Origin of the sequence: Parapedobacter defluvii, assembly GCF_014642075.1 — a bacterium.
GTDB classification, from domain to species: domain Bacteria; phylum Bacteroidota; class Bacteroidia; order Sphingobacteriales; family Sphingobacteriaceae; genus Parapedobacter; species Parapedobacter defluvii.
The window spans coordinates 268,709-294,596 of record NZ_BMIK01000003.1 but is presented as its reverse complement, the minus strand read 5'-3'; the positions used below and the strand labels follow the sequence as shown (position 1 = coordinate 294,596).

Genomic DNA, 25,888 nt, shown 5'->3' with positions numbered 1-25,888 from the left:
AATAATAAACCCATTATGATGAAACAGGCAACGTCCTTACTCACCCTTTTCTTTTTACTCATTAGCTTTTTTGCTTCAGCCCAGGTACGGGTGGCATGTATCGGCGCCAGCATTACGGGTGGACACGGGATAACAAATCCCGCCGAACGTGCTTATCCCGGCCAGTTGCAAACCTTACTGGGCAGACGTTATCAGGTGTCGAATTTCGGCATCGGGGGTACTACGCTGCTTCGAAAGGGCGACTCACCGTATTGGAAAACCCAAGCTTATCAAGACGCATTGAAGTTCAATCCCGATATTGTATTCATTGACTTGGGGGGTAACGATGCCAAAGCAATCAATCGCCCCCACTATGGCGAGTTTGTCGATGATTGCCGTGAACTGGTACGGTCATTTTCCCGGTTGCCATCGCATCCCCGGGTTATATTGATGTTACCGTTCAAATCTTTTGAAACGGATACCAGTCAGATATGGGATCCCATTCTGGTCCGGGAGATTATCCCGCGTATGCAACGTGTTGCATGGGAAGAAGGGATTGAGGTGCTCGATATGCATTCCTTATTGGTAGACAGGCCGGATCTGTACATCGACAAGATTCATCCGGGCGAAGAAGCCGCGGGTATCATTGCCAAACGGCTATCGCAGCAGGTCACACAGCAGTTTGATACAACCTACGATCTCTTTGAACACCTGGATCAGTCCTTTACACCCGGTTCTTTTTATGGATACGCTGCGGCTGATTTTTCATTGAATGGCCGGGCATGCACGGTTGTGAAGCCCAAACGGGTTGCTGACAACCGACCTTGGGTATGGCGGGCCCGTTTTTGGGGTCATGAGCCCCAAGCCGACATCGCATTGCTGGAGCGTGGTTTTCATATCGCTTACTGCGATGCGGCTGAGCTGTTGGGCAATAAAGAGGCGATTTCGTTGTGGAATACGTTTCATACCTTACTTTATCGTGCGGGATTGAACCGTAAGGCGCTTTTGGAAGGGATGAGCCGAGGTGCCGTATACGCATTGAATTGGGCGGCCGCCAATCCGGATAAGGTCGCTGGTGTATATATAGATAATCCATTGCTTGACATGCGGGCATATGCTCAGCAGGGACGTCCACTTTCGGGAGATATCCGCAAGGCGTACGGCCTTGACGGTAGTCAGTCAATTGAATCGTTTAACGGAAGTCCCATGGATAAAATCGCCGACATTGTTACGGGTGCGTATCCGATATTGGTGCTCTGTGCCGATGAAGATGAGGCCGTTGATCCGGAGACACAAACCCTTGCCTTTGAGAAAAAAATTAGATCCGCAGGCGGTGATATCACGGTGCTGATGAAACATGGGTTCAAGCACCATCCCCACAGCTTTCCCAATCCGGCGCTCCTCGTTGATTTTATGTTGAACGCCGCGGCAAAGACTTCTGTTGCCAGCTCGCGTACGGGAGAGATCCGGGCAGATTGGATGGACCGGGCGAGATTCTCGGACGGAGGAGAACAACCCGAGGGGAGGAATGTTCTTTGGTATAAGCAGTCGGCCCGCGTATGGGAGGAGGCACTGCCCATCGGCAACGGGCGACTGGGTGCCATGGTGTTTGGGGGTGTTGCGGATGAACGGATCCAACTCAATGAGAGCTCGCTTTGGGATGGCTATACGCTTGATCCTAACAATCCCGAATCGCTGGAAACGCTGCCCGAAGTACGTCGTTTACTCTTCGAAGATAAAAATAACGAGGCTGTGAAATTGGCCGAGCAAACCATGATGGGGCGCCCCCGGGGAGTAAAACCTTATCAATCATTGGGCGAACTTTGGTTTGACACGCCGCATCTTAACCCTGATCATTATACCCGAAGTCTTGACCTCGCCACCGGTATCGCTTCCGTTCGGTATCAGCATAAAGGGACGTGGTATACAAGGGAGAGCTTTGCGTCTACCGAAGACGATGTCATCATCGTCCGGTTTACAGCGGATGGTGCCGGAAAGATAAGCAGCTCGTTTACACTCCGTCGCCAGCAGGATGCCGAGGTAATGCCTCACCCGACAGACAAATCGTCGTTGATCTTGAAAGGCAGACTCCCGATCAAGGATGCCCAGGGTAACACAAGAGGCCTGCGTTTTGCGGCACAGGTCAAGGCGGTGGCTGTAGGTGGTGAACTTCAATTGAACAACGATGTGTTATCCGTAGCCGGTGCGGATACATTGACCTTGTATATAGCGGGTGCGACCAACTATCCCGGACTGAGGCACCTGGATGAAAAAGTGCTGGATTTCCCGGGGCGGCCCGAAGATACCTGTGCCACCCGGATTGCACGGGCCATGCTTCGATCTTATGACGTAGCCAAAACTGCACACGTCAACGAACACCAGGCTTACTATAACCGGGTGCAGCTTGCGTTGGGCACCTCGCAGACCGCAAAAGCCGAACAACTGGCTACGGACGAGCTGTTGGAGGAAGCGAAAAAGACCGGTGAATTGCCGCCTCGTTTGGTCGAGACATTCTTCCAATATGGACGGTACCTGCTTATTTCCAGTTCCCGGCCGGGCACGATGCCCGCTAACTTGCAGGGATTGTGGGCATGGCAGATGAATCCACCTTGGAATGCGGATTACCACACCAATATTAACCTGCAAATGAACTATTGGCCGGCAGAAATTACGAACCTTTCAGAAATGCACCTGCCACTGTTTGATCTTACGGAGGCCTTGGTGAAACCCGGCGAACGTACCGCCAGGGCATTGTATGGCGCTGACGGCTGGGTGGTACATCACCTGACCGATGCATGGGGGTTCACCGCACCCGCAGACGGCCCGCAGGGTATCTGGCCGGTGGGGGCCGCTTGGTTAGCCCAGCATCCCTGGGAGCATTACTGCTATACATTGGATACGGCGTTTCTACGGCAACGTGCATATCCGCTCATGAAGGGAGCTGCTGAATTTATTTTGGATTTCTTGGTAGAGGCACCAGCGGGAACGCCCGTAGCCGGAAAGTTGGTGACAAACCCTTCTTATTCGCCGGAAAACGCATTTATCCTGCCGAACGGTGAGCATTCTGTATTTACTTATGGTGCAACCATGGACTTGGAAATTATCCATGACCTGTTGACAAACTGTATCGCTGCCACGAAGATTCTAAGTGTCGATAAGGGTTTCCGGGATACGTGCCTGAAAACACTTTCACGTTTGGCACCCATTCGGATCAGTGAAACAACCGGTAGAGTAATGGAATGGGTGGAAGATTACAAGGAAGTAGAACCGCACCATCGGCACACCTCCCATTTGTTTGCCCTCCATCCCGGTAATCAAATATCGGTGACTGGTACGCCTGAACTCGCGGAAGCTGCCAAAAAGACCCTGATTGCCCGGGGAGATGACGGTACCGGCTGGGGATTGGCATGGAAGATTAATATGTGGAATCGCTTGCACGATGGCGATCATGCCTACAAGCTTTTGGGTGTATTGTTGCGAGAGAAGACATTACCGAACTTGTTTGATAATCATCCCCCTTTCCAGATTGACGGGAATTTCGGTGCGACGGCTGCAATTGCGGAAATGCTGCTGCAAAGCCATGTCCCGCTGAAGCGCAACCGCTTTGAGGTACAATTGTTGCCCTCATTGCCTTCCGCTTTGACAACCGGGACAGTAAAAGGGCTTCGTGCGCGCGGTGGTTTTGTGATTGATCTTTCTTGGGAAGATGGAAAGCTGACGGAAGTACGCGTCTTTTCAGAAAAAGGAGGAAAGTTGACACTGCGGATCGGTGATCATACGGCGAGTTTCAATACTAAAATGGGAAAGACGCTCCAGTTGACCGGCGCGCTGAAGCGTGCGCGTATGTAGCGTAAGGATTGGCCGAAGAATAAAGTTGAAAGAAAACCATACCTGCCGATCAGATTGATCCGCAATACGATCTGATGTATTTAATAGAAGTGATGGATCACAATGGTAAAGGATTCATTTATCCAGCTATCAATAGGGAGACCCCCTATAAGGTCATCCACCTCAAAAGAAATGATCCTTCGGGTAGCAACAAATGGGGTTCAAAATCCTTATAAACGAATAGGCGTCGCAATCAGCGTTTCAGTCAAATTGCTCACGTTGACAATTTGAGATGCATCCATTGCAGATGTTAGCAAGTTTATCGATATTTGGAAGGCTAAATATAATCGCTGATTGATATCCACAATGCATCCCATGATTTACGATGTCTTTGGCTATCGATGAACTGCAATCTATAAATCTATGTGGGCATTGAAACCGTGGGCTTTTTATGTAATCTGTTGTATCCTGGGAAGTGTAGTTGTATTTCCCTTAGCGGTTAATGCCCAATACGGATTAGGTTTTGCCAGCCACGAAGCCGTTCTGGATCAACGGACGGGATTGGATTTAAGCAAGGATAGGCAGATATGTCTGGATGACGAAGCCGAGTTATCATTCGAGCTCTCGTTCATGCCCAACCGTTCGGATTATTTCGGTTACGTTGTACGGATCATTGCCGATGATAAAACAAATATTGATTTGCTTTATGATCGTTCGCTGAATGTAGAGAAACATTTTAAAATCGTATTGGGTGGAAAATTTTCCGACATCGCCTTTAACATCGACTCTGCCAAACTTTTTAACGAGTGGATTCCCATTGCGATCAAACTAGATGCGCATACCCATTTAATCACAGTGAAATGTGGCGATCGTATTTATACCGAGAAGTTGGCTATCGATGCGCGCAGTTGTTTGAAAGTCTTGTTTGGATACAACGATTACAAGGAGTTCAAGACCACCGATGTGCCGGCGATGAAGATACGGAATGTTCAGATCCGGGACGGGAAACGCTTATTGCACCATTGGCCGTTGGACGACGATAAAGGCACCGAAATAAATGATGTGATAAAAGGGATGACTGCTTTGGCTATCAATCCTCAATGGATCAAGCGATTACATTACGAGTGGGGATTGCTTCAGGATGTTAAAATAAACGGACAGGCCAGTACAGCATTTGATCCCCGGACAGAAAGTGTATTCATCGTTGGAAGGGACTCCCTGTTAAAAATCCATATCCCAACGGGCCAACGCAGTGTTTTCAAATATCAATCCGGACCGTTGTTGTTAGTGAATGGGAATCAGTCTTTTTTTGACACATTAAACAATCAACTGTTGAACATATGCATCGATCAAAAAACCATTTCAGTTTTTGATTTTGCATCACAAAAATGGTCAGAAAACTTTATCTATCCCGGGGCCGGTACGAGTTACCTTCATTTTAACAAATTCAGCTCACCCGTGGATAGCAGTTTGTATTTTGTTGGAGGGTATGGTCATTTTCTTTTCAAAAACGAAATACAACGGTATGCACCTGATGGCACTTGGCAGCCGGTTGCCGTTGGCGGGGAGCCGTTTACTCCACGTTACCTTGCGGCATTGGGGGCCACACCAAACGGGGCATACATTCTGGGAGGCTACGGGAGTGTCTCGGGCCAGCAAATGCTCAATCCAAAGAATATTTACGATTTGGTTTTCTTTGACGTCAGAAACAAGACGCTGTCGAAAATCTATGAACTTAATCCGGACGAAGAAGATTTTGTGTGGGCCAATTCGTTGGTGGTTAATGAGGGGGCGGGGCAGTACTACGGACTTGTATTTCCCAAACACAAATACAATGCAAATTTACAGTTGGTGGTCGGTTCGTTGACCCAGCCCGATTTGAAGGAACTGGCTGCTCCCATTCCGTATGCCTTCCATGACATCCAGTCCTTTTCTGATTTATATTATTGCCCCAATAGCAGGCGTTTTGCGGCGGTTACGCTGTATTATGACGAAAGAGATATTATCACTATCGCCAAAGTTTATTCGTTATTTAGTCCACCACTTCCTTATGATGCCGCGAATAACGTCTTACCGAAGGGGCGAGGTGTGGGAAGTTTATTCTACATTACATTGGGTATACTTGGGTTGTTGACTGCATACATTTTTATACGGAAAGGGCGTGTAAAAGCGAAGCAGGTATCCAGGTCCGGCACGATGGCGGAACTGAAGGGTGAGGTAGCGCCTCATCATCCAATCGTGGTGGAAGAAGAGCAGGACAAAAACAGCATATTTCTTTTTGGTGGAGATTTGCAGCTCTTTGATTCCGAAGGTGTAGACATGACCCGTAGTTTCACGCCACTTATCAAAGAAATATTCCTGGTGGTTTTACTTCATACGTTACGACGGGGTCGGGGTATCAGCTCGGAAAAATTAACCGAACAATTCTGGTTTGATAAATCTGCTGAGAGTGCCCGCAACAACCGCTCGGTCAACATTGCAAAAATTAATACCATTCTGGAACGGTTGGGAAACACAAAGATCTCTAAAGAGACCGGATATTGGAGATTCCAGGCAGATAGTGATGTTTACATCGACTACAAAAATTACCTTTCTATTGTCACCAACAAAGATTGGTTAGATAAAGAGCGAATTAAAGAATTGTCAGCCATTGTCCAACGGGGTGGGTTTCTTTCCGAGACAGACTATGAGTGGCTCGACTCATTTAAGGCCGAGGTTTCCATCCAGGTGATCAATACCTACATGCGTTTTGCGGAAAATGCCCAAATCTCGGATGATCCGGAATTTATGGTTGAGCTTGCCAATAACATCTTTTATTTCGACCCTGTTCACGAGGAGGCCATGTCCATCAAGTGTAGGGCCCTTGCCTATATGGGCAACCACTCACTCGCCACGCAGACTTTCGAAAATTTCTGTAACGAATACCGCCATATTTATGGGGAGGAATTTGGCAAAGACTACAAGACAATCCTTTCGTAGCTTTTTCGGGTACTTGTTAGTTGATTTGTTACAGCCGTTTATTCCCCATTCAGTTTTCCCAACACCTCAGTGTCTCATTATGCATTGAGACGACAGCTTGAAGGATAGTTAACAATAAAGTTACTTCGCTTCCTTTGTCTTAATCTTATTGATAATCAGTTTATTGCTTTTCAATCTAATATTTGTTAACAGGTGTTAATGCTTTGTTAATGATTTATTATGGCTGTCAGATTAATCTTGACTTAAATTTTTGACGGCCAATTATATTCATTCCGGTTCTCTAAAATAGGCGTGAAAGTTTCTTTGATATCCTCGTTGGGATACGTGATTCACTAAATCGATTTAATAATAATTGCTAGCCAAAAATTAAAACCAATTATAACGAAAGATAGTATGCTTAGAACCTTTATTTTTATTGTTTTACTGAGTGGTGTTGTGTGGGGATGCCAGTCAGGCACCCAGACAAAGTACAAGGAATGGAATGACTATGGCGGTGGGCCGGATCATTCGAAGTACGTAGACTTTAAGCAGATTACAAAAGAAAATGTAAACCAACTTGAACTCGCATTCTTTTATCCTACCGACGATAACGTAGGCTACAAGTTTAATCCCATTATTGTCGATGGGATCATGTATGTGTTGGCAAAGAATAACTCGCTGGTGGCGATCGATGCAACCAGTGGGAAAGAGCTATGGATTCATGCCAACTTGCGTGGGATTATTCAGCGGGGCGTTAATTTTTGGCAAAGCAAGGATAAAAAGGAAAAGCGGTTGCTGATTTGTCTCAACAATACCTTACAGGCCATTGATGCAAACACAGGCAAATCCATCACGACCTTCGGTACGAATGGATATGTAGACCTCAAACAAGATTTGGATCGCGATCCATCTACCTTTGGCCGGGCAACATCGACCACCCCGGGTAAGGTTTTTGAAGACTTGATTATTCTGGGGTCTGCGCCCGGTGAAAATTTATTTTCGGGCCCCGGTCACCTCCGTGCATACCATGTTATCACGGGAGAATTGGTTTGGGTGTTTCACACCATTCCGCACCCGGGAGAATATGGCTATGACACGTGGCCGGAAGAAGCATATAAATACGTTGGGGGCACAAATACGTGGGGAGAAATTTCCGTGGATGACGACCGTGGCATTGCTTATTTCCCGATCGGTTCCCCAACTTATGACTACGATGGTGCAGATAGACCGGGAAGCAATTTGTTTGGCAATTGCATTTTAGCGTTAGATGCACGTACCGGAAAGCGGCTGTGGCATTTTCAGACCGTGCACCACGATATTTGGGACTATGACCTGACCGCCGCACCGCAGTTGATCACTGTCAACCACGATGGAAAAAAAATTGATGCAGTAGCGGTTGCGTCCAAGCACGGATTTCTCTTTGTATTCGACCGCGTCACGGGCGAACCCTTGTGGCCGATTGAGGAAAGGCCTGTACCTGCGAGCGACATGCCGAATGAACACGCCTGGCCCACGCAACCATTCCCAACCGTGGTGCCTCCCTTTAACAGGCAGATTGTTACCGTGGATGACATTAACCCCTATTTTTCCCCCGAAGAAAAAGAAAAGTGGACCACACGTGTGGCCGCCGCCAAGAATGGATTGTTTCAGCCGCTTTCAGATAATTATGAGGTGGTTACCAATCCGGGTGCGGTTGGTGGGGCCAACTATGGGAACACCGCCGCGGATCCCAAGAATGGGATCGTGTATGTGCAGACGCAGGAACTTGCTGATTTTTATAGTCTTAAAAATCGGGAACCCACTTCTCCGCGGGGAGGAAACTCACCCCAAATGCTTGCCCGGGGAAAAGCCCTGTATACACAAAATTGTCAAACGTGCCACGGGGAGGATCGCGCGGGTATTAACGGTTTAGGAGCAACTCTCGTTAACCTGAACGCCCGGGTAAACGCAGAGGCATTCAAAGCTGTTATGGCCGTCGGTAAAGGGCGGATGCCCGGTTTCCCGCACCTTACGGAGACAGAGGTTTCGGATATTTATGCATACCTGACTCCCGAGGCACAACGGGGTCCGGGTGGACGTGGAGGTGAACCCGAACTGCCTGAAGGCCCTGTCGTTGCATCAGGTGGCGTTCCCATTGAGTCTCCGCCTATAGGGGGGCGTATGACGGACTATCCCATCGAGTACACCGGCCCGAAAGTGGAGTATGTCGAAACCAATAACTGGGGGTTGGGTGTTCCCAACCTATTGACCCCGCCATGGTCGCTGATCGTTGCTTATGACCTGAACGAGGGAAAAATCAAATGGAAGATTCCGTTGGGGAATGACGATCGTATTCCCGGCAGCAAGAATCTCAGCATGCCGAATGGCTCCCAGGGAAAAGGCATGGTGGTTACGTCAACCGGTTTGCTTTTCTCTACGTGTTTGGACGGAAGAATCTATGCATACGATACGGACAACGGGAATATACTGTGGTCTACCGATCTGGGCAGGATGAATCCATTTGGCTTACCCGCCATGTACCAGGTAAACGGACGGCAGTATTTGGTGGTGTGTTCGGTTGGAGGACTTAAAGATAAATCAAAAGATGAAACTGACGTGCCCAAGGGCTACCTGGTATATGCGCTGCCCGATCAGAAATTATGATATCATGGGTTTTACAGGTCAATAAAATGCAGGTTTCACGAGGCTGTTAACAATAACTATTTACGAATGAAAAGACGAGAGTTTGTGGTAAAAGCAGGGGGGCTTGCCCTTTCCGTTGGAATGATGCCGATACTGGGCAGCATTGCCAGTTCAAAAGATAAAATGGATCGCTTAGCACTCGGTACCCTATTGTTTAGGTACCGGTTTCAACGGACAAAACCGAAGGAATGGGATACCATTAAAGACGAATTAACATTGTTGGACGTACCACAGCACCACCGGGATAAATTCGGCATTCGCAAAATTGAGTTTTGGAACGAACACTTTGAGTCGTTGGAACCGGATTACCTTGCCCGGGTTCGTGATAAAATTAAAGCGGCAAAGAGCGAATTGTTAAATGTTCAAATCGACCGGATTTCTTACAACCTGGCATCCACCGATGAGTCGGAACGCACAAAGAGCATCAACGACGTTAAATTGTGGATGGATGCCGCAGCATTTCTAGGCTCAACGTGTGTACGAATTAATCCGGGTGTACCGAGTGGTTCCGTCGAGAAAAGTATCCAATCGCTTACCGAACTGAACGCCTACGCCAAATCCAAGAAACTCACGATTATCACTGCAAACCACTTCGGAATCGAAATGGATGCGGATAAACATGTCCGGATAGCAACCGGTGCCCATGTTTATACAGAACCTGACTTTGGAAATTATATACCGCAATATTCTGCTGAGGTGATGATGCAGTCGCTGGAAAAAATCCTGCCTTATGCACATGTTGTCTCGGCGAAAATGGTCGATTTTAACGATCAAATGGAACACACTACCTACGACTTTGACAGATGCGTGCAGCTGGCGGAAAAAATGGGCTTCAAGGGGACTTATGTTATTGCGCAATGGAGTGGCAAATTCCAGGACATTAATTACGACGACGTGGCCAGGTGGGGCATTGAACATGTAAAGAGCCACATTAAATAAATCGAAAAGAGTGATGAAAAGAATGTTAATCATATTATTCGTCTTTGTCTGCGGAACAGGAATGTCCTATGGCCAGCAAGCGGGTGAAACCAACGGGAGGGGCCTTAGCTTCAAGCCCGATTATCAATTTAAAGGGACGAGTCTGACACGTTGGAAACCCATCGGCACTGCCGATTGGCGTGCGGAGAATGGTGAGTTGATAGGCAAATCAACCGATACAACAGCCAGTCTGCTGTTATTGGATCAGTCTTTTCAGGATGTGACGTTCAACACGCTGGTGAAGATGGAAGGCGACGGAGAAGCAGGCGTTTTGCTCCGGCTTGAAAAAACAGGCAGCGGATGGAAAGGTGTCTTGGTTTCGTTGAAGAACGACGAATCGGCCGCATATGGATTGGTATTGGACGACAAGGGAAACGAAGTAAGCCGTATGATGTTGCGGCGTGCCGGGGGAATGATGCGGGTGGCACCACCGGCAGATCCCAAAACGGCCCATTCATCCGACGGCAATCAGCAGGGAAGGCAACGGCAACCAAACCGTAGCCGGGAGCATACAGGGCCGTTGTTGCCCATCCCCCAGCCCGAGACGGCTTTTCAGGTAAATGGATGGAACCAGTTGGAGTGTGTGTTGGATATGAATATCTTAAGAGGATTCATTAACGATGGCAACGGCCCCGGCGGCGCAGCGGATGAAGATTTTGGTGAATATGGACCCATCGCATTATATGTAAAGGGAAAAGCGGAGGTACGGTACAAAGATTTCAAATACAAGGATCTTGCGCTTCGCTTTACGCCAAAGGAAGAAACTTCCGCTCGGTATGATGTACAGCAACTGAGCGATATGTACTATTCGTTCAGTTCGGCGGCGGCCGATATCAACCAGGATGGTATCATGGATGTGGTGGCTGGCCCCCACGTTTATTACGGTCCGGATTTTACCTCGTACCGCGAGATATTTCAAGGAGTTACCTATAATCCTTCCCAGCAATTTTCCGAAGTAAACTGTCAATATACCTTTGATTTCAATGGAGACGGTTGGCCGGATGTATTTTCGGCGTCGCCATTCGGCCGTCTTTATATCAACCCCAAAGGAGCATCTCGCCGCTGGGAGATGCATGCGGTCATTCCGGGTAATATAAACTCAGAAGTTACAGTTTTCACAGACATTGATGGTGACGGGCGGCCTGAGATCGTATATGGGACCAGTGGCGACCAGACATTGAAGTACTCCAAGTTTGACCCCGCCGATCCGAGCAAACCCTGGAAAGTATACGTGGTTTCGGAAACGGGATATTATACCGCCCACGGATTTGGAGTGGGGGATATCAATGGCGACGGCCGTCCGGATATCATCAATCCAAATGGTTGGTGGGAGCAACCCGGAGAGCTGGATGCAGGAAAAACCTGGGTTTACCATCCCGTTGCATTTGGCCGTTATGGTCACCGTGGTGGGGGAATGGGCGGTAGCGTCATGGCGGTATACGATGTCAATGGAGATGGCAGGAACGATGTGGTAACCAGTTTGAATGCGCATGGTTTTGGTTTGGCCTGGTACGAACAGCAGCAGGACGCATCCGGAGCCGTACAGTTTACACGGCATATGATTATGGATGATTATTCGACAGAAAATGCGGGGGACGTAACGTTTTCCCAGCTGCACGGAACAACGTTTGCCGATATCGATGGCGACGGTATCCCTGACTTCATTGCCGGTAAGCGTTACTGGTCGCATTTGGATACGCACCTTGACCCCGATCCACAGGGATCTGCTGTATTGTATTGCTTCCGGACAGTCCGCGATGCAAACGCACCGGGCGGGGCACGCTTTGAACCGGAGCTGGTGCATAACCGATCGGGGGCAGGATCCGATTTATTAGCCGTCGATTTGAATGGAGATGGTAAGCTGGAGATCGTTTCATCTACGAATCGGGGTACGTTTATTTTTTGGAATAAAGGTATTGATTAACAGTGTATTATGTGTTAAATGTCCATTGTATTAATCTTGTTAATCTTTTGTTAATTATTTGTTATGGCTATACATGTATCCTTGAAACGGCTTTATGAACTGCGGTAACCAATGCATGCAATTATAAATTTTTGATGTCAATTACGAGTTAGTTTCCGGTATGGATGTGAGGCTTTTTTGCATCCTCGTTTCGAGCAGCATTAGCTGTTGCGTAGACGCCTCGAAATTGGTAAGCAGGGAAATTTGAATTAAAACTAATAATGATGAAAACAACAAACAATGATCCACCACCACCGACGTAGCCTTGCTTTTTGCGATGCAAGACTTATCTGGGCAAATCATAGAAAACGGGAATCGTGCTCAGATACCACCTAATCAGCAATTATTTAACCAATTATCTATTTTAGGATGAAAAAATTAACTTACTTTTTTATTTATTTGATCATGCTTGTCCCGCTGTATGGCTTGGCCCAGACGCGGACCATTCAAGGGCGGGTAACCGATGCCCAAACCGGCGAGGCGCTGGCAGGCGCGAGTGTGGTGGCCAACACGGCTACCGGACGTGAACAAGCCACGTCTACGGATGAAAGCGGTGCCTATCGGATCCAGGTATCCGAAAATGCAACAACCCTGGTATTCGCATACGTGGGCAAAACGACACTGACTGAACAGATCGGTAACCGGACATCCATATCCGTCCAACTGGAAAGCGACGCAGGGCAACTGGATGAAGTAATCGTTACCGGTTACTCCACAACGACCAAGGCAACCCTGACCGGTGCGGTATCCTCCATCGGCGGCGACGACATGATCCGTACGAAAAACGAAAACGTGGTAAACATGCTGACCGGTAAAGTACCGGGCTTGCGTGTTCAACAGCGAAGCAGCGCGCCGGGCGATTACAGCACGCGTCTCGATATACGCGGCATGGGTGATCCGTTGGTGGTGGTGGATGGTATTCCCCGCGACAAAGATTATTTTTCACGGATGAGCGGTGATGAAATTGAGAGCGTATCGGTTTTGAAAGACGGTACGGCCGCAATCTATGGTTTGCGTGCTGCCAACGGGGTCATTTTGGTAACCACCAAAAGCGGCGGAGACATGGGCGGAAAGGTAGACATTACGTTCAGCACCAACACTTCCCTGCAACAGTTTCTGAATGTTCCCCAAACGACCAATGCCATTGACTATTTTACGTTAAGAAACGAGAGAAACTGGCAGGATTTCGGGGGCAATTACATGGTGCGCCGCAATCCCCTTGTACCCGAGGAACAATTCCAACCTTACCTGGACGGCACATTGACCTCCTACAACTGGATGGACAAGGTATTTAAGAAAACCACGCCGCAATCCCAACATAACCTGAGTGTAAATGGAGGCAGCGACAAAATACAGTATTTTTTTAACCTCGGTTATTCAAAGCAATCCGGTTCTTATCGAAGCGACGATTACAATTCCGATCGTTGGAACATGCGTTCGAATATTGATGCACAGATTACCAAACGGTTGAAAGCCCGGGTATCCCTCGGCGGCATCATGCTCAATACCACGAAGCCGAATGGCGTCGATTGGACGGCTTATAAAAACACATGGCTGACCCGCCCGAATGCGTCTTTCTATGCGAACGACAACCCGCTTTATCCCAATGGTGATCCTCAGGTGCTGAACGAAAGTGTGAACCCGATGGTACAGACCGATGCCGATTACGTAGGGTACAACCTCAATAAGGATCGCCGGTTCAACGGAACGTTCCAGCTGGAATATCAGATTCCGGGAGTGGATGGCCTGTCAGCAAAAGGATCGTATGATTACGCGGTTAGCTTGCCCGATTACCATAACTACCACCGTGTGTTCACCGTCTATCAGTATAATCGGGATAGCGATACCTATTCGCCCATTCAAAAAGGCACACCGGCCACTGTCACTCGGGGTGTCAACATTAACAACAATACCAACATGCAGTTAGGTCTGTTTTACAACAAGTCTTTTGGCTTGCATAACTTTAACAACTTCCTGCTTTACGAAGAAACCTACAGCAATTGGGATAGCTTCAGTGCGTTCCGGGAAATGCACGTCGATTCGGAATACCTGTTTGCAGGAGCAGACGCCAATCAGCGTGCGCAGGGCGGCGGTGTAGGCGACCGTTCCAGCAAATCGATGGTCGGCCAGATCGATTATAACTATGCGTCTAAGTACATGTTCGCCTTCAAATTCCGGTACGATGGATCGTCCCGCTTCCCCGAAGGAAAGCGTTTCGGATTCTTCCCGTCGGTTTCAGGCGCTTGGCGCGTCAGCCAGGAGAATTTCATGAAAGACAATGTGGACTTCGTGAATGAATTGAAGATCCGCGCTTCGTACGGAGAGATGGGTGACGACAATGCGGCAGGAAACTATCCGCCGACACTGGGTTACAACCTTGACCCCAACGCGGTTGGATGGGTGTTTAATGGCGGTCTTCAAGGAGGGGTTACCACGCAACCCATCCCGAATCCCAATTTAACATGGTATCAAATCAAATCGTATAATGTTGGCTTGGATGTAAGTTTCCTGCAGAACAAACTGAATGCTACGTTCGACCTGTTCCAGCGTGATCGTTCGGGGCTGCTGGCCACCAGCGGTGCAGTGATTCCGGCGACCGTAGGGGCCAATTTGCCACAGGAAAACCTCAATGGCGACCGGAACTACGGGTATGAGGTTTCGCTGGACTACCGCAGCCGGGTCAATGAATTTTATTACAACGTAGGCGGCCAGATTTCTGCCACCAGAATAAAAAGAACTGATTGGCTTGAAACGCCAGCCAACAATTCATATGATTATTGGCGGAACCGCACCGCAGGCCGTTTCACCAATATCTGGTGGGGAACGGAATCGGGCGGCATGTTCACCAATTATGAGGACATCCGCAATTTCTCCGTCCCTCAGGGACAGGGTGCGCTGCCGGGCGACTGGTACCTGAACGACTGGAACGAAGACGGAGTCATTAACGATCAGGATAACCATCCCATCGCCTCCATCGGATTACCGGTATTCAACTACGGGATTTCCCTGGGTGCTTCGTGGAGGGGGATCGATCTTGCGCTCGATTTCCAGGGGGTACATGGTGTCTTCGTGAAGTACAACGAGCTGCTGGTTGAGGCGTTACCCTTCGGCGAACAAAATACGCTGTCGTTTTTCATGGACCGCTGGCGTCCGGTTGATCCGAACGCCGATTATTTTGACGCAAGCACAGAATGGGTCCCCGGATTTTTCCCGGTTACCGGCCACGATGGTCGCCGCACCGGAACGAACGGGATTCAGAGCGCAGCGTATATGCGGCTGAAAACCGCCGAATTGGGGTACACATTGCCTGATCGTTGGGTGTCGAAAGCAGGGGTAAAGAACCTGCGGATTTATTTCAGCGGATACAACCTGCTGACGTTTACGGGGCTTGATCACATGGATCCGGAACGTCCGGGTCAACGGATCAACAACGAACCCGGGGTGGGTGATGTTGACTTGTACAATTATCCGAACAATAAAACGTACACGTTTGGTGCAAGCATTAAATTCTAAAAATTATGAAGATGAAAAAGAGATTGTTAGCATATATCGCACTGTTAGGTGCGCTCGTATTCTCCCAATGCCGGCAATTGGATTTGGAGCCGAAAGGGATCATGGGTGAGCCGGAACTTTTCGGAACCGAATACGGCGTAAAGATGTACTTCACCGGGCTTTACAATTGGCTGCCCATTGAAGATTTTCAGTATTACGCGAACGACGGCTACCGTAAAAATGACTGGGCTACGGAGAAAAACAGCCAGGGTGCCATGAGCGGCGAGTATTTCAATACCTGGATCAGTGTCGATAACGATGGGTTCGGCTACTGGCCGTACGACCGCATCCGCGAAGTGAATAACTTTATCCAAAGTTTCCCGAACTATAAAGACAAGTTCCCCGACGAGACGTTTAATAAGTTGATGGGCGAAGCCCATTTCCTGCGGGCTTATTTCTATTTCGGCATGGCGAAGCGTTACGGCGGGGTTCCGATCGTAACCGAAGTCCAGGATCCGCTGGCAAGTTCTGAGGTATTGAACGTGTCACGTAATACGGAGTACGATACATGGAAATTCATTCACGACGACCTGCAATTTGCGATTGATAACATGTTAAGCGATACAAAAGAAACCGGCCGTGCCAATAAATACGTAGCCGCCGCCTTGATGTCTCGCGCGATGTTGTACGCCGGTTCCGTTGCAAAATATACCGAATCACTGGGATTTAAGGCCACTGAACTTGCTACCCAGCAAGGCTTGGCAGGCATGGAGCCTTCACAGGCAAATGAGTTCTTCGAGTATGCGGTAGCAGCCGGGAAAGTGGTAGAAACGGGTCCTTATTCGCTGTATAACAAACTTGAAGATAAAGCAACCAATTTTGCCAGGCTGTTCCTTGACGATAGTTCGCCGGAAACCATTTTTCTCAAAGAATACAATAGAAATTCGCCGCGTGGCAACGCGTTGCAGCATAATTACGACGCATTGATGTCTCCGGCACCCGATATGTCCTCCTTTGTCGGTGCAGAAAGCTTCGTGCCACTCGACTTCATGGAATTGTACGACATGCCGGCCTACACCAATCCGGACGGAACCCCCGTTCGCTTTGACAGCCGGGGTGACATCCGCGATGGAATGGAACCCCGTGCGCGTGGTACCATGTACCTGGACGGGGATGAGTTGCGGGGAAAAACGTTCAGCATCCAGCGCGGCATCTACCGGACATTCGACGGTGTCGCCACTGATATCCAACGTGGTGTGAACTCGGCACCGATCAACAGCAACGGCAACCGCATTTTGGGCGGTAAGGGCTGGACTACCGAAATCAACGGCGTGACCTATACCATTACCGGTGCACATGGAAATTTCGAGGATCAAGGCGGCGAGAATAATGCGTTCGGATCGGCGTTTATCCGCAAGTACATCAACCCCGACATGGCGACCGCTGATGTCCGGGACTGGAGAAGCGATCAGTCTTGGGTGGTTTTTCGTTTGGGTGAGGTTTACCTGAATACCGCAGAGGCGCTGTATGAATTGGGTCAACGCGAGGAAGCCTTCGATTACATCGCGAAGATCCGCGAACGGGCAGGTGCCAAGGTGGTTCGCCCGGCCATTGACATGACGATGACGAACGTCGGTTCCATCAACAAGGCGAACTACACCTATTCGCTGGAAAAATCGTTGCAGTTTATCCGCGACGAGCGCCAGCGCGAGCTGTATGCTGAAAACCACTGGTGGTGGGACATCCGCCGCTGGCGGACGGCCGACCAGATCCTGAACAATTTCCGGCAACGGCTACTGAGCTGTTATTATGTGGCCGACGAAGGGAAATACATTTACCTCGACGAAGACAACCGGTTTAACCGCCAATGGAATGCCTCCAAGAGTTGTTATTATGAACCGATTCCCTGGGGTGAAATTGGCAAGAACAATAACTTGCTGCCACAGAATCCGCTTTATTAGTTAACGTGTTGATACAAGTATTATGAAGAAGTTAATCATCTATTCAATTTTAGGCGTAATGCTATTGTCGGTTACCTCGTGTTACAAGGCCGACAACTGGGATGCTCCGAGTGCACGTATCCACGGACGTGTCATTGATTCATACACCGGGGAAAACCTGCTCTCCTCGCAAAACGACTGGAGTATCCGTATCTGGGAACGAAGCTGGACGGCCTCGGAGCCGACCAACCAAAATTTGCCGGTGAAGCAGGATGGTTCCTATAACAACAGTAAACTGTTTGCCGGAACCTACGACATGCTTCCCTACGGCGGCCCGTTCTGGCCGGTTACGGATACGGCAAAAAACGTCGTATTTAACGGAACGACGGAACAGGATTTCACCGTAACGCCGTACCTGCAATTGCTCGATTTTGAAACGTCATTGGACGGATTGAACTTGACCATGAAATGCCGGCTCAAGGCTCCGATTCGTACGGGATTGCCGAATCTCGTTGAGATCAAGCCATTCCTGAGCCTCACGACGTTTTGCGGTGCAGGTGCGAATAGTAACATTGACATTGGTGAGTATTCCAACAAACGGATACAAATCAACAAATCTTGGCAAGACGAGGTGGGTGATTCCGAAACCAGTAATGTGTATACCATCGGCCCATTGCCGGTAAAAGCGGGGTATACATATTACGTCCGTTTGGGGGCTAACGTGAATGATGCAAACCGGAAATATAATTATACCGAGATTGTTAGGGTAGACGTTCCCCGATAATCAGCATTTAAGGTTGTTCATCACGAAAGTGATGGACAACCCTTTTTCTTTAATAAAGTAATGAAGAACGAAAGAATCCAATGTAGGATGAATTGGAAAGGAATGGTTACGGCAGCCGGAATTGGCATTGTCAGCATCTTCCATAGCGTTGCACAAACCAAAGAAAATCCCATCATCCGGCATATGTATACAGCTGATCCCTCGGCAAGAGTGTGGAACGACGGCCGGTTATATGTCTACGCCTCACACGATATTGCACCGCCGAGAGGCTGTGACCTGATGGACCAGTATCATGTCTTCTCGACAGATGATATGGTGCATTGGAAAGATCACGGAGAAATCTTACGAGCCAGTGATGTACCCTGGGGCCGCAAAGACGGCGGGTTTATGTGGGCACCCGATTGTGTGTACAAGGATGGAACGTACTATTTCTATTTTCCGCATCCCAGTGGCGATGATTGGAACCAAACCTGGAAAATAGGAATTGCTACCAGTAAAAATCCGGCAAAAGACTTCAAAGTTCAGGGCTATTTAGAAAATGTCGATGCATTGATCGATCCACATGTCTTCATCGATGATGACGGACAGGCTTATTTTTATCAGGGCGGTGGCGGCGTATGCAAAGGAGGGAAGCTGAAAGATAACATGGTAGAAATTGAGGGAGAGCTTGCTGTGATGGAAGGCTTGGAAGATTTTCACGAAGCAACCTGGGTACATAAATACAACGGAAAATATTACCTGTCATATTCCGATAACCACGATAACAATTGGAACGACGGCGTCAAAGGCGATAATCGCATGCGGTATGCAGTCAGCGATCGTCCGTTGGGACCATGGAAATCGGTGGGTATCTATATGGATCCAACCAACAGTTATACAAATCACGGTTCCATTGTGGAATACAAAGGGCAATGGTATGCGTTCTACCATACCAGTGAATTATCTGAGGCGAATGGTGAATTTAATGACTGGCTGCGGTCAGTCTGCGTGGATAAACTGTTTTACAATACGGATGGAACTATTCAGAAAGTTAAACAAACCGGCATGATAGCGAAATAGTCGGAAGACCAAAATATCAATTATTTTTCTATTATGATGATTGTCCAATACAACAGATTTTTCAACCTTGCCCTCCTTGTTTGTTCATTTTTTTTATGGATTGCCTGTTCAAAAGACAACAATCCGATTAAAGATTCCGATGAGGAGCCCGAAGAAGAAGTTCCTGAAGCTGTTTACGATGAAACGGGATGTTTATACACGTCCTATACGGGATTAGTGATGGCTGGATACCAAGGCTGGTTCGCCGCGGAAGGCGATGGTTCAAACCGCGGATGGTATCATTACCAAGGGCCTAACAACACCTTTAAACCAGGGATCACCAACATCGACTTTTGGCCGGATGTTACGGAATACACCAAGACTTATAAATCCCCCTTTCAATATGCAGATGGCTCGGATGCGTACCTGTACAGCCCCTATGACGAAGAGAGTGTAGACCTCCACTTCAAATGGATGAAAGAATACGGATTGGATGGTGTGCACATGCAACGGTTTGTGGGAGAGATCAAACCATCCAATGCAGCCGGAAAAAGACATTTCAATCAGGTGTTGGCCAATGCCTTGAAGGCCGCCAAGAAATACGAGCAGGCGATCAGCGTGATGTATGACCTGAGCGGTTCGAACAGCGAAGATGTCGCGTATCTGGAACAGGATTGGAATGAATTGCAGCAAACATTTGATCTGTTTAATAATTTCGAACATCCCACGTATCTGCGGCACAACGGAAAACCCCTTATGACCATATGGGGCGTAGGATTCAATGATAACCGGCAATACTCCATCAGCGACGTAAGCCGGTTGGTCGACCGCCTGAAAGGACCATCCAACAAGGTGTCCATTATGCTGGGCGTACCGTATTATTGGCGTACGCTGGACCGGGATACCGAGAATGATCCTGCATTACTTGAATTGATCAAAAAAGTGGATATCATCATGCCCTGGGCGGTGGGGCGATACGATAATAATAGCTACAACAACGCGGCGGGGACGATGGTCACGGACTTGATGTGGTGTAAGCAAAACGGTGTAGATTATGTACCCCTGGTATTCCCGGGGTTCAGCTGGGGGAATATGCACAATGATCCATCACTCTATAATTCAATCCCACGGTTAAAAGGAGATTTCCTATGGAAGCAGGTAGCCGGGGCCAAAGGGGCAGGTGCAGCATCCTTGTATGTTGCCATGTTTGATGAGGTGGATGAGGGGACTGCCATTTTTAAATGCGCACGCGAGAACGAGGTACCACTTAATGGTCCGCTCCAATTTATGGGAATCGAGCAAGATTTGCCGTCAGACCATTACCTTTGGCTTACCGGCCAGGCGGCCAATTGGTTCCATGGCGAATCGGGTTATGGATCTACCAAGCCAAATCGATAGTGTTTACTGCTTCTTAAAAAATACAAATACAATACAATCATATGATAGATGCTAAAGGAATCAAGAAAAAGGTAAATTCGATTATTTCTTACACAGGCTTAGCAGTCCTCGCCATTGCCGGAACAGCTGCATGTAGTCATGCTGACGCGCCCAGCAAGGAGCCGGTAGATTACGTAAACCCCTATATGGGTAACATCAGTCATTTGCTGGTGCCTACCTATCCCACGGTTCATCTTCCCAATAGTTTCCTGCGCGTTTATCCCGAACGGCATGATTATACCGGCGACCGGTTACATGGCCTTCCGCTCATTGTCACCAGCCACCGCGGTAGCTCGGCTTTCAACCTAAGCCCTTTTCAAGGAAATACAGCAGATCTACAGCCGGTTATCTCCTACAGCTACGACAAAGAGGTAATCAAACCCTATGCCTACTCCGTCTATCTTGATGAACAGAAAGTCGGCGTCGACTTTGCTCCTTCACATCAATCGGCGCTGTACCAGCTTGATTTTGAGCAAAACAGTCCCATATCGATTGTTGTCAGTTCTCGTAATGGAGCATTACGCTGGGATGGCAAAGCACTGTCCGGTCATCAGTCGCTCGCCAACCATACGAAAGTTTACATTTATTTGGAAACTGCGGAGGCCCCGGTTAAAGCTGCCGTGTTACAGGATAACGCGTTGGTAGACGGTAATGAAGCCGAAGGACGGAATGCCGCGATGGTGCTGCAATTCGCGGACGGCGTCCGTCAACTGGGTTTGCGTTACGGCATTTCCTTCATTGATGAAACCCAGGCGCGTGAAAACCTGCGCCGAGAAATTAAGGACTATGATCTCGCCGCTTTGAAGAACGCGGGACGTGAGGCATGGAACGAAGCACTGGGTAAAATTCAGGTCGCAGGGGGAAGTCCGGATGACCAAGCAGTCTTTTACACCTCCTTATACCGCACGTTCGAGCGGCCCGTGAACATTTCCGAAGACGGTCGCTATTTCAGCGCTTTTGATGGTAAGGTACACAACGATGAAGGTATTCCTTTTTACACGGATGATTGGATCTGGGATGCGTACCGTGCGCATCATCCACTGAACGTGCTGATCGATACGGAAAAAGAATCCCACATTGTCCATTCATTCATCACGATGGCCAGTCAGATGGAGCATTTCTGGTTGCCTACCTTCCCCGAGATTACCGGCGACAGCCGCCGGATGAACTCCAATCACGGCGTGGCGACCCTGCTTGATGCTTATGTAAAAGGGGTGAAGGGATTTGACTTGGAAAAAGCGTACGAGGCCGCCAAGAAAGGAATTACCGAAAAGACGTTGGCTCCCTGGTCAGGCGCTCCAGCGGGTGAGCTGGATCGGTTTTACAAAGAGCACGGATACATTCCCGCTTTGCGTGAAGGAGAGGAAGAGACAATTCCGGAGGTGAATGGCTTTGAGCGACGACAGCCGGTTGCTGTGACCCTGGGTACGTCATACGACACCTGGTGTCTTGCCCAACTGGCCAAAGCATTGGGCAAAGACGACGAATACGAATATTTCCTCCAGCAATCGTTTAATTACCGGAATCTATTCAACCCCGAAACCCATTTCTTCCATCCGAAAGACACCAAAGGCGAGTTTATCCAGCCTTTTGATTATGTATTTTCCGGCGGTCTGGGAGCCCGCGGGTACTATGGCGAAAACAATGCCTGGGTTTACCGTTGGGACGTGCAGCACAATATTCCCGATCTGATTGCCCTTATGGGAGGCAAAGAAGCATTTGTTAAGAACCTGGATGACATGTTCAACCAGCCATTGGGTAAATCGAAATCTGATTTTTATGCCCAATTGCCCGATCATACGGGAAATGTAGGCCAGTTTTCAATGGCGAATGAACCCTCGTTGCATATCCCTTATCTCTACAACTATGCCGGGCAGCCATGGAAAACACAGAAACGGATCCGGACGCTGCTCAAGCAATGGTTCAGGAACGACCTGATGGGTGTACCGGGTGATGAAGACGGTGGGGGCATGTCGGCATTTGTCGTCTTCTCGAAGCTGGGTTTTTATCCCGTCACACCGGGAACTCCCAGTTATTCAATCGGCAGTCCTACGTTTGAGCGGGCAGTCGTCCACCTGCCCAACGGCAAGGCGTTCGAAGTGATTGCAAATAACGTGTCCGAAACCAACAAATACATCCAGTCTGCCAAACTGAATGGCCAGCCGCTTCTTATGCCGTGGATTTCGCATGAGGCCGTGAGCCAGGGAGGGACACTGGAATTTGAAATGGGTGATAAGGCCAATACCTCTTGGGGGATTGAAGTTCCAAACGAATAAAAATAAGCAATATGAGCAGATCAACACGGATACCGATGATCGCCTGCCTGCTATTGTTATTAGTGCACGGATGTACCTATGCGTCAAACGTGAATAGCGATTCGTCGTACTATGTTGCCAATGGCATCATATCCCGGCAGGTGCTGACAAACTATTTAAGCAGGAGCATTACACAAGCCGAATTAATAGCCAGCGAAGGTTGCTATAATGACGGACCTTATCCGGACAAGGAAGACGACATCCGCATGCTGAAAAACATCGGAGCAAAGTTCATCGGCCGGTCGGTGTATTCCTGGGGTAAGGAAAACTTCTACTTGATGCCTTCCTTCTGGGCAAACGCAAAAGCTGCAATCGACGACTACCACGCATATGACAGCACGGTGGTTTTCCAAGCCGCAATTTTCGAGATTGTGACCGAAAAAGTGGAAGATATACCCATACCTGCTTGGGTATTTGAGGCGTTTGATCTGCCCGTCGAGCAGCGGAATTTCGGCTATCAGGCGATGCTCAATAGCGAAGGGCACCTGGTGGATCACTGGCGTAAGGGGAGCAGCGTACCCGATATTACCCAACGGGAGACCAGGTTGTTTTTCTATTACCTCGCCCGTCGGTATATGGAAATAGGCATTGAGGCGATCCATTTTGGACAAGCCCAATTGATGGCCATGGACGATCGGGAAGCGGGGCTGGCCGCATGGAAGGAATTACTTGACAAGGTCCGGCTGTCGGCATTGACTGTCGCCCGCAGGGGCACGATCATCTGTGATTCCCATTTGCCCAACGGGGGCATGGTATTAAACGGTAAATTGCTGTTTGACTATGTTTCTTTTCCGCTTCGTCTGAAAGAAGTCATCGACGAACCGCAGAAAGTTGAACTGGAAGTAGGTTATCTCGACGGTATCTACCAGAAAACCGTAGGTGGGATCACACCCAGTGGGTGGAGCTGCGAACGGAGCTTGTACCTGGTTGAATTTGATAATTTCGGCATCAGCAAGCACCGCGATGAACCCAACCGGAAGGATCATTATGCGTGGGGATACGACGAGATCACGTGGTTTTCCAAACAACCCGAAGGATATCGGAATGAATTCCTTCGTTATGCCCACCAATGGGTGAAAAAAACCGATCCCTATGGATTTTTACAGATGCCTGGTAGCCGTATTATCACGGGTGCAGAAACAAATCGCTATCGTGCAAATACACAAAGTCCGGATTGCCCGACAGGTAAAAGTCAGGAAAACACCATCAAAGAAATTTGGAAAAATTAGTAATCAGTTAATCAAATACCAGATCCATGAAACAAACACGTTTTGTACTTATGTTCTTTTTGACAGTTGGTGTGTTATCAACTGCTAGGGCACAAATGAAAAGTATCCAGGAATTTGGGGTGCTTCCTACCAATGAGGCTTCTGTGAATGCACAAAACCTGCAAAAAGCCATTGACTGGGCAACGGCCAGCGGGGCAGCGCTGTATATCGAACCCGTGGAAGTGCCGTACCCGATTGAAGGGGGTATTATCTTAAAGAAAAATGTTTCACTGGTGGGGGCCAATGGCCCCACGCCGAGAGGTACCCGGCATCCGGACGCCAAGCGACCCGTAGGCAGCGTGTTCAACATTACGGATGACAGCCAGCCGTTTATTGTGGTTGAATCCGGTACGCGTATTGAAGGTATCCAGTTTTGGTATTCTGAGCAAGAGCTTGAAGATCCCGCTAAGATCATCCCTTATCCACCAACCATACAGTTAAATAAAACGGCATTCACGCAGGGAGTTAAATTGTCGGATTTGACATTTTATGGCGAATATGTTGCCATGGACTTCAACGCCGATCCCAAATTCAAGTGCGAGTTGATCCTGATCGAACACTGCTACGGATATCCGTTGAGCGGCGAATTTATCCGCATTGACTACTGCTACGATATCCCGCGGTTTTTGCATTGCCACGTCAATCCGGCTATCATGCGCGAAATCGGTTACCGGTTTTCGAAGGCAGTTATTGATTCGGTAGTGGATCGCAAAACCTTTGCCTATAGCGTTAATCATACCGACAACGCTCAATTAATGGATGTGTTTACGTTTGCCACCTGGGGAGGCATCCATCTTGGCAGCGAAAGCTATGGCCAATTGACCAACTTCAACTTGGATTGTGTTGCAGTTGGCATTTATAAGGAGGGTGCGAATACCAAAAATCGGAATTGGCAGATTGCCCAGGGTTCCATTATCGCCAATGCAGGAAATACACTGGAAGAAACGCGCCCCATCATTATCGAAGGGCAGGGACATACAGCGATTTCAAATGTGGAAGCATTCTCCGGGGGAAATGGCGCGCTCACCAATCTTGAAAAGTCGTATGATTTTCTGTGGGTAAAGGGAGACAAGCGGCTGACCGTTTCACTCTTCGGATGCCGGATGCGTAATTATACCGCCGCCGAACCGTTGACCGTGGATAATCCGAATGCTGTCATACAGGCAGTTGCCTGTGTAGACCATGCCGAAGAACTGTATAACCGAATCATTCAACCCAATAAATAG

At 48.6% G+C, this 25,888-nt stretch carries 13 protein-coding genes; all 13 read left to right on the top strand.

Annotated features, from left to right (window positions below):
* The first annotated feature begins 15 nt into the window (after positions 1–15).
* The 13 genes from IEX60_RS07615 to IEX60_RS07555 all read left to right on the top strand — a co-directional run bounded on the left by IEX60_RS07615 (position 16) and on the right by IEX60_RS07555 (position 25,888).
* Positions 16–3,828, top strand: a complete 3,813-nt coding sequence (locus IEX60_RS07615) for a glycosyl hydrolase family 95 catalytic domain-containing protein (RefSeq protein WP_188749123.1) — start codon at positions 16–18, stop codon at positions 3,826–3,828.
* 402 nt (positions 3,829–4,230) lie between these two features.
* Positions 4,231–6,786, top strand: a complete 2,556-nt coding sequence (locus IEX60_RS07610) for a Kelch repeat-containing protein (RefSeq protein WP_188749122.1) — start codon at positions 4,231–4,233, stop codon at positions 6,784–6,786.
* A gap of 393 nt (positions 6,787–7,179) precedes the next feature.
* The gene (locus tag IEX60_RS07605) at positions 7,180–9,408 is read left to right on the top strand and encodes an outer membrane protein assembly factor BamB family protein (protein ID WP_188749120.1); all 2,229 of its coding nucleotides are present in this window, start codon (positions 7,180–7,182) and stop codon (positions 9,406–9,408) included.
* 66 nt (positions 9,409–9,474) lie between these two features.
* The gene (locus IEX60_RS07600; RefSeq protein WP_188749118.1) at positions 9,475–10,386 is read left to right on the top strand and encodes a sugar phosphate isomerase/epimerase family protein; all 912 of its coding nucleotides are present in this window, start codon (positions 9,475–9,477) and stop codon (positions 10,384–10,386) included.
* A 13-nt stretch (positions 10,387–10,399) separates the two neighbouring features.
* Entirely contained in the window at positions 10,400–12,349 is a 1,950-nt protein-coding gene (locus tag IEX60_RS07595; protein WP_188749116.1) for an FG-GAP-like repeat-containing protein, read from the top strand.
* A 408-nt stretch (positions 12,350–12,757) separates the two neighbouring features.
* Positions 12,758–15,901, top strand: a complete 3,144-nt coding sequence (locus IEX60_RS07590) for a SusC/RagA family TonB-linked outer membrane protein (protein ID WP_188749114.1) — start codon at positions 12,758–12,760, stop codon at positions 15,899–15,901.
* Between the two features lie 11 nt (positions 15,902–15,912).
* Positions 15,913–17,841: a RagB/SusD family nutrient uptake outer membrane protein gene (locus tag IEX60_RS07585; protein ID WP_188749112.1), complete on the top strand. Its 1,929-nt coding sequence runs from the start codon at positions 15,913–15,915 to the stop codon at positions 17,839–17,841.
* A gap of 22 nt (positions 17,842–17,863) precedes the next feature.
* Complete coding sequence (locus IEX60_RS07580) at positions 17,864–18,604, top strand: DUF3823 domain-containing protein (RefSeq protein ID WP_188749110.1); 741 nt, start codon at positions 17,864–17,866, stop codon at positions 18,602–18,604.
* Between the two features lie 87 nt (positions 18,605–18,691).
* Positions 18,692–19,663, top strand: a complete 972-nt coding sequence (locus tag IEX60_RS07575) for a family 43 glycosylhydrolase (protein WP_188749108.1) — start codon at positions 18,692–18,694, stop codon at positions 19,661–19,663.
* A 33-nt stretch (positions 19,664–19,696) separates the two neighbouring features.
* On the top strand, positions 19,697–21,040 hold the full coding sequence (locus IEX60_RS07570; protein WP_229717467.1) for a glycoside hydrolase family 99 protein: 1,344 nt from the start codon (positions 19,697–19,699) through the stop codon (positions 21,038–21,040).
* Positions 21,041–21,081: 41 nt separating this feature from the next.
* A complete protein-coding gene (locus tag IEX60_RS07565) occupies positions 21,082–23,355 on the top strand; it encodes a GH92 family glycosyl hydrolase (protein WP_188749106.1) in 2,274 nt (757 codons plus the stop codon).
* 11 nt (positions 23,356–23,366) lie between these two features.
* A complete protein-coding gene (locus IEX60_RS07560; RefSeq protein ID WP_229717466.1) occupies positions 23,367–24,623 on the top strand; it encodes a hypothetical protein in 1,257 nt (418 codons plus the stop codon).
* A 95-nt stretch (positions 24,624–24,718) separates the two neighbouring features.
* A complete protein-coding gene (locus IEX60_RS07555; protein WP_188749104.1) occupies positions 24,719–25,888 on the top strand; it encodes a hypothetical protein in 1,170 nt (389 codons plus the stop codon).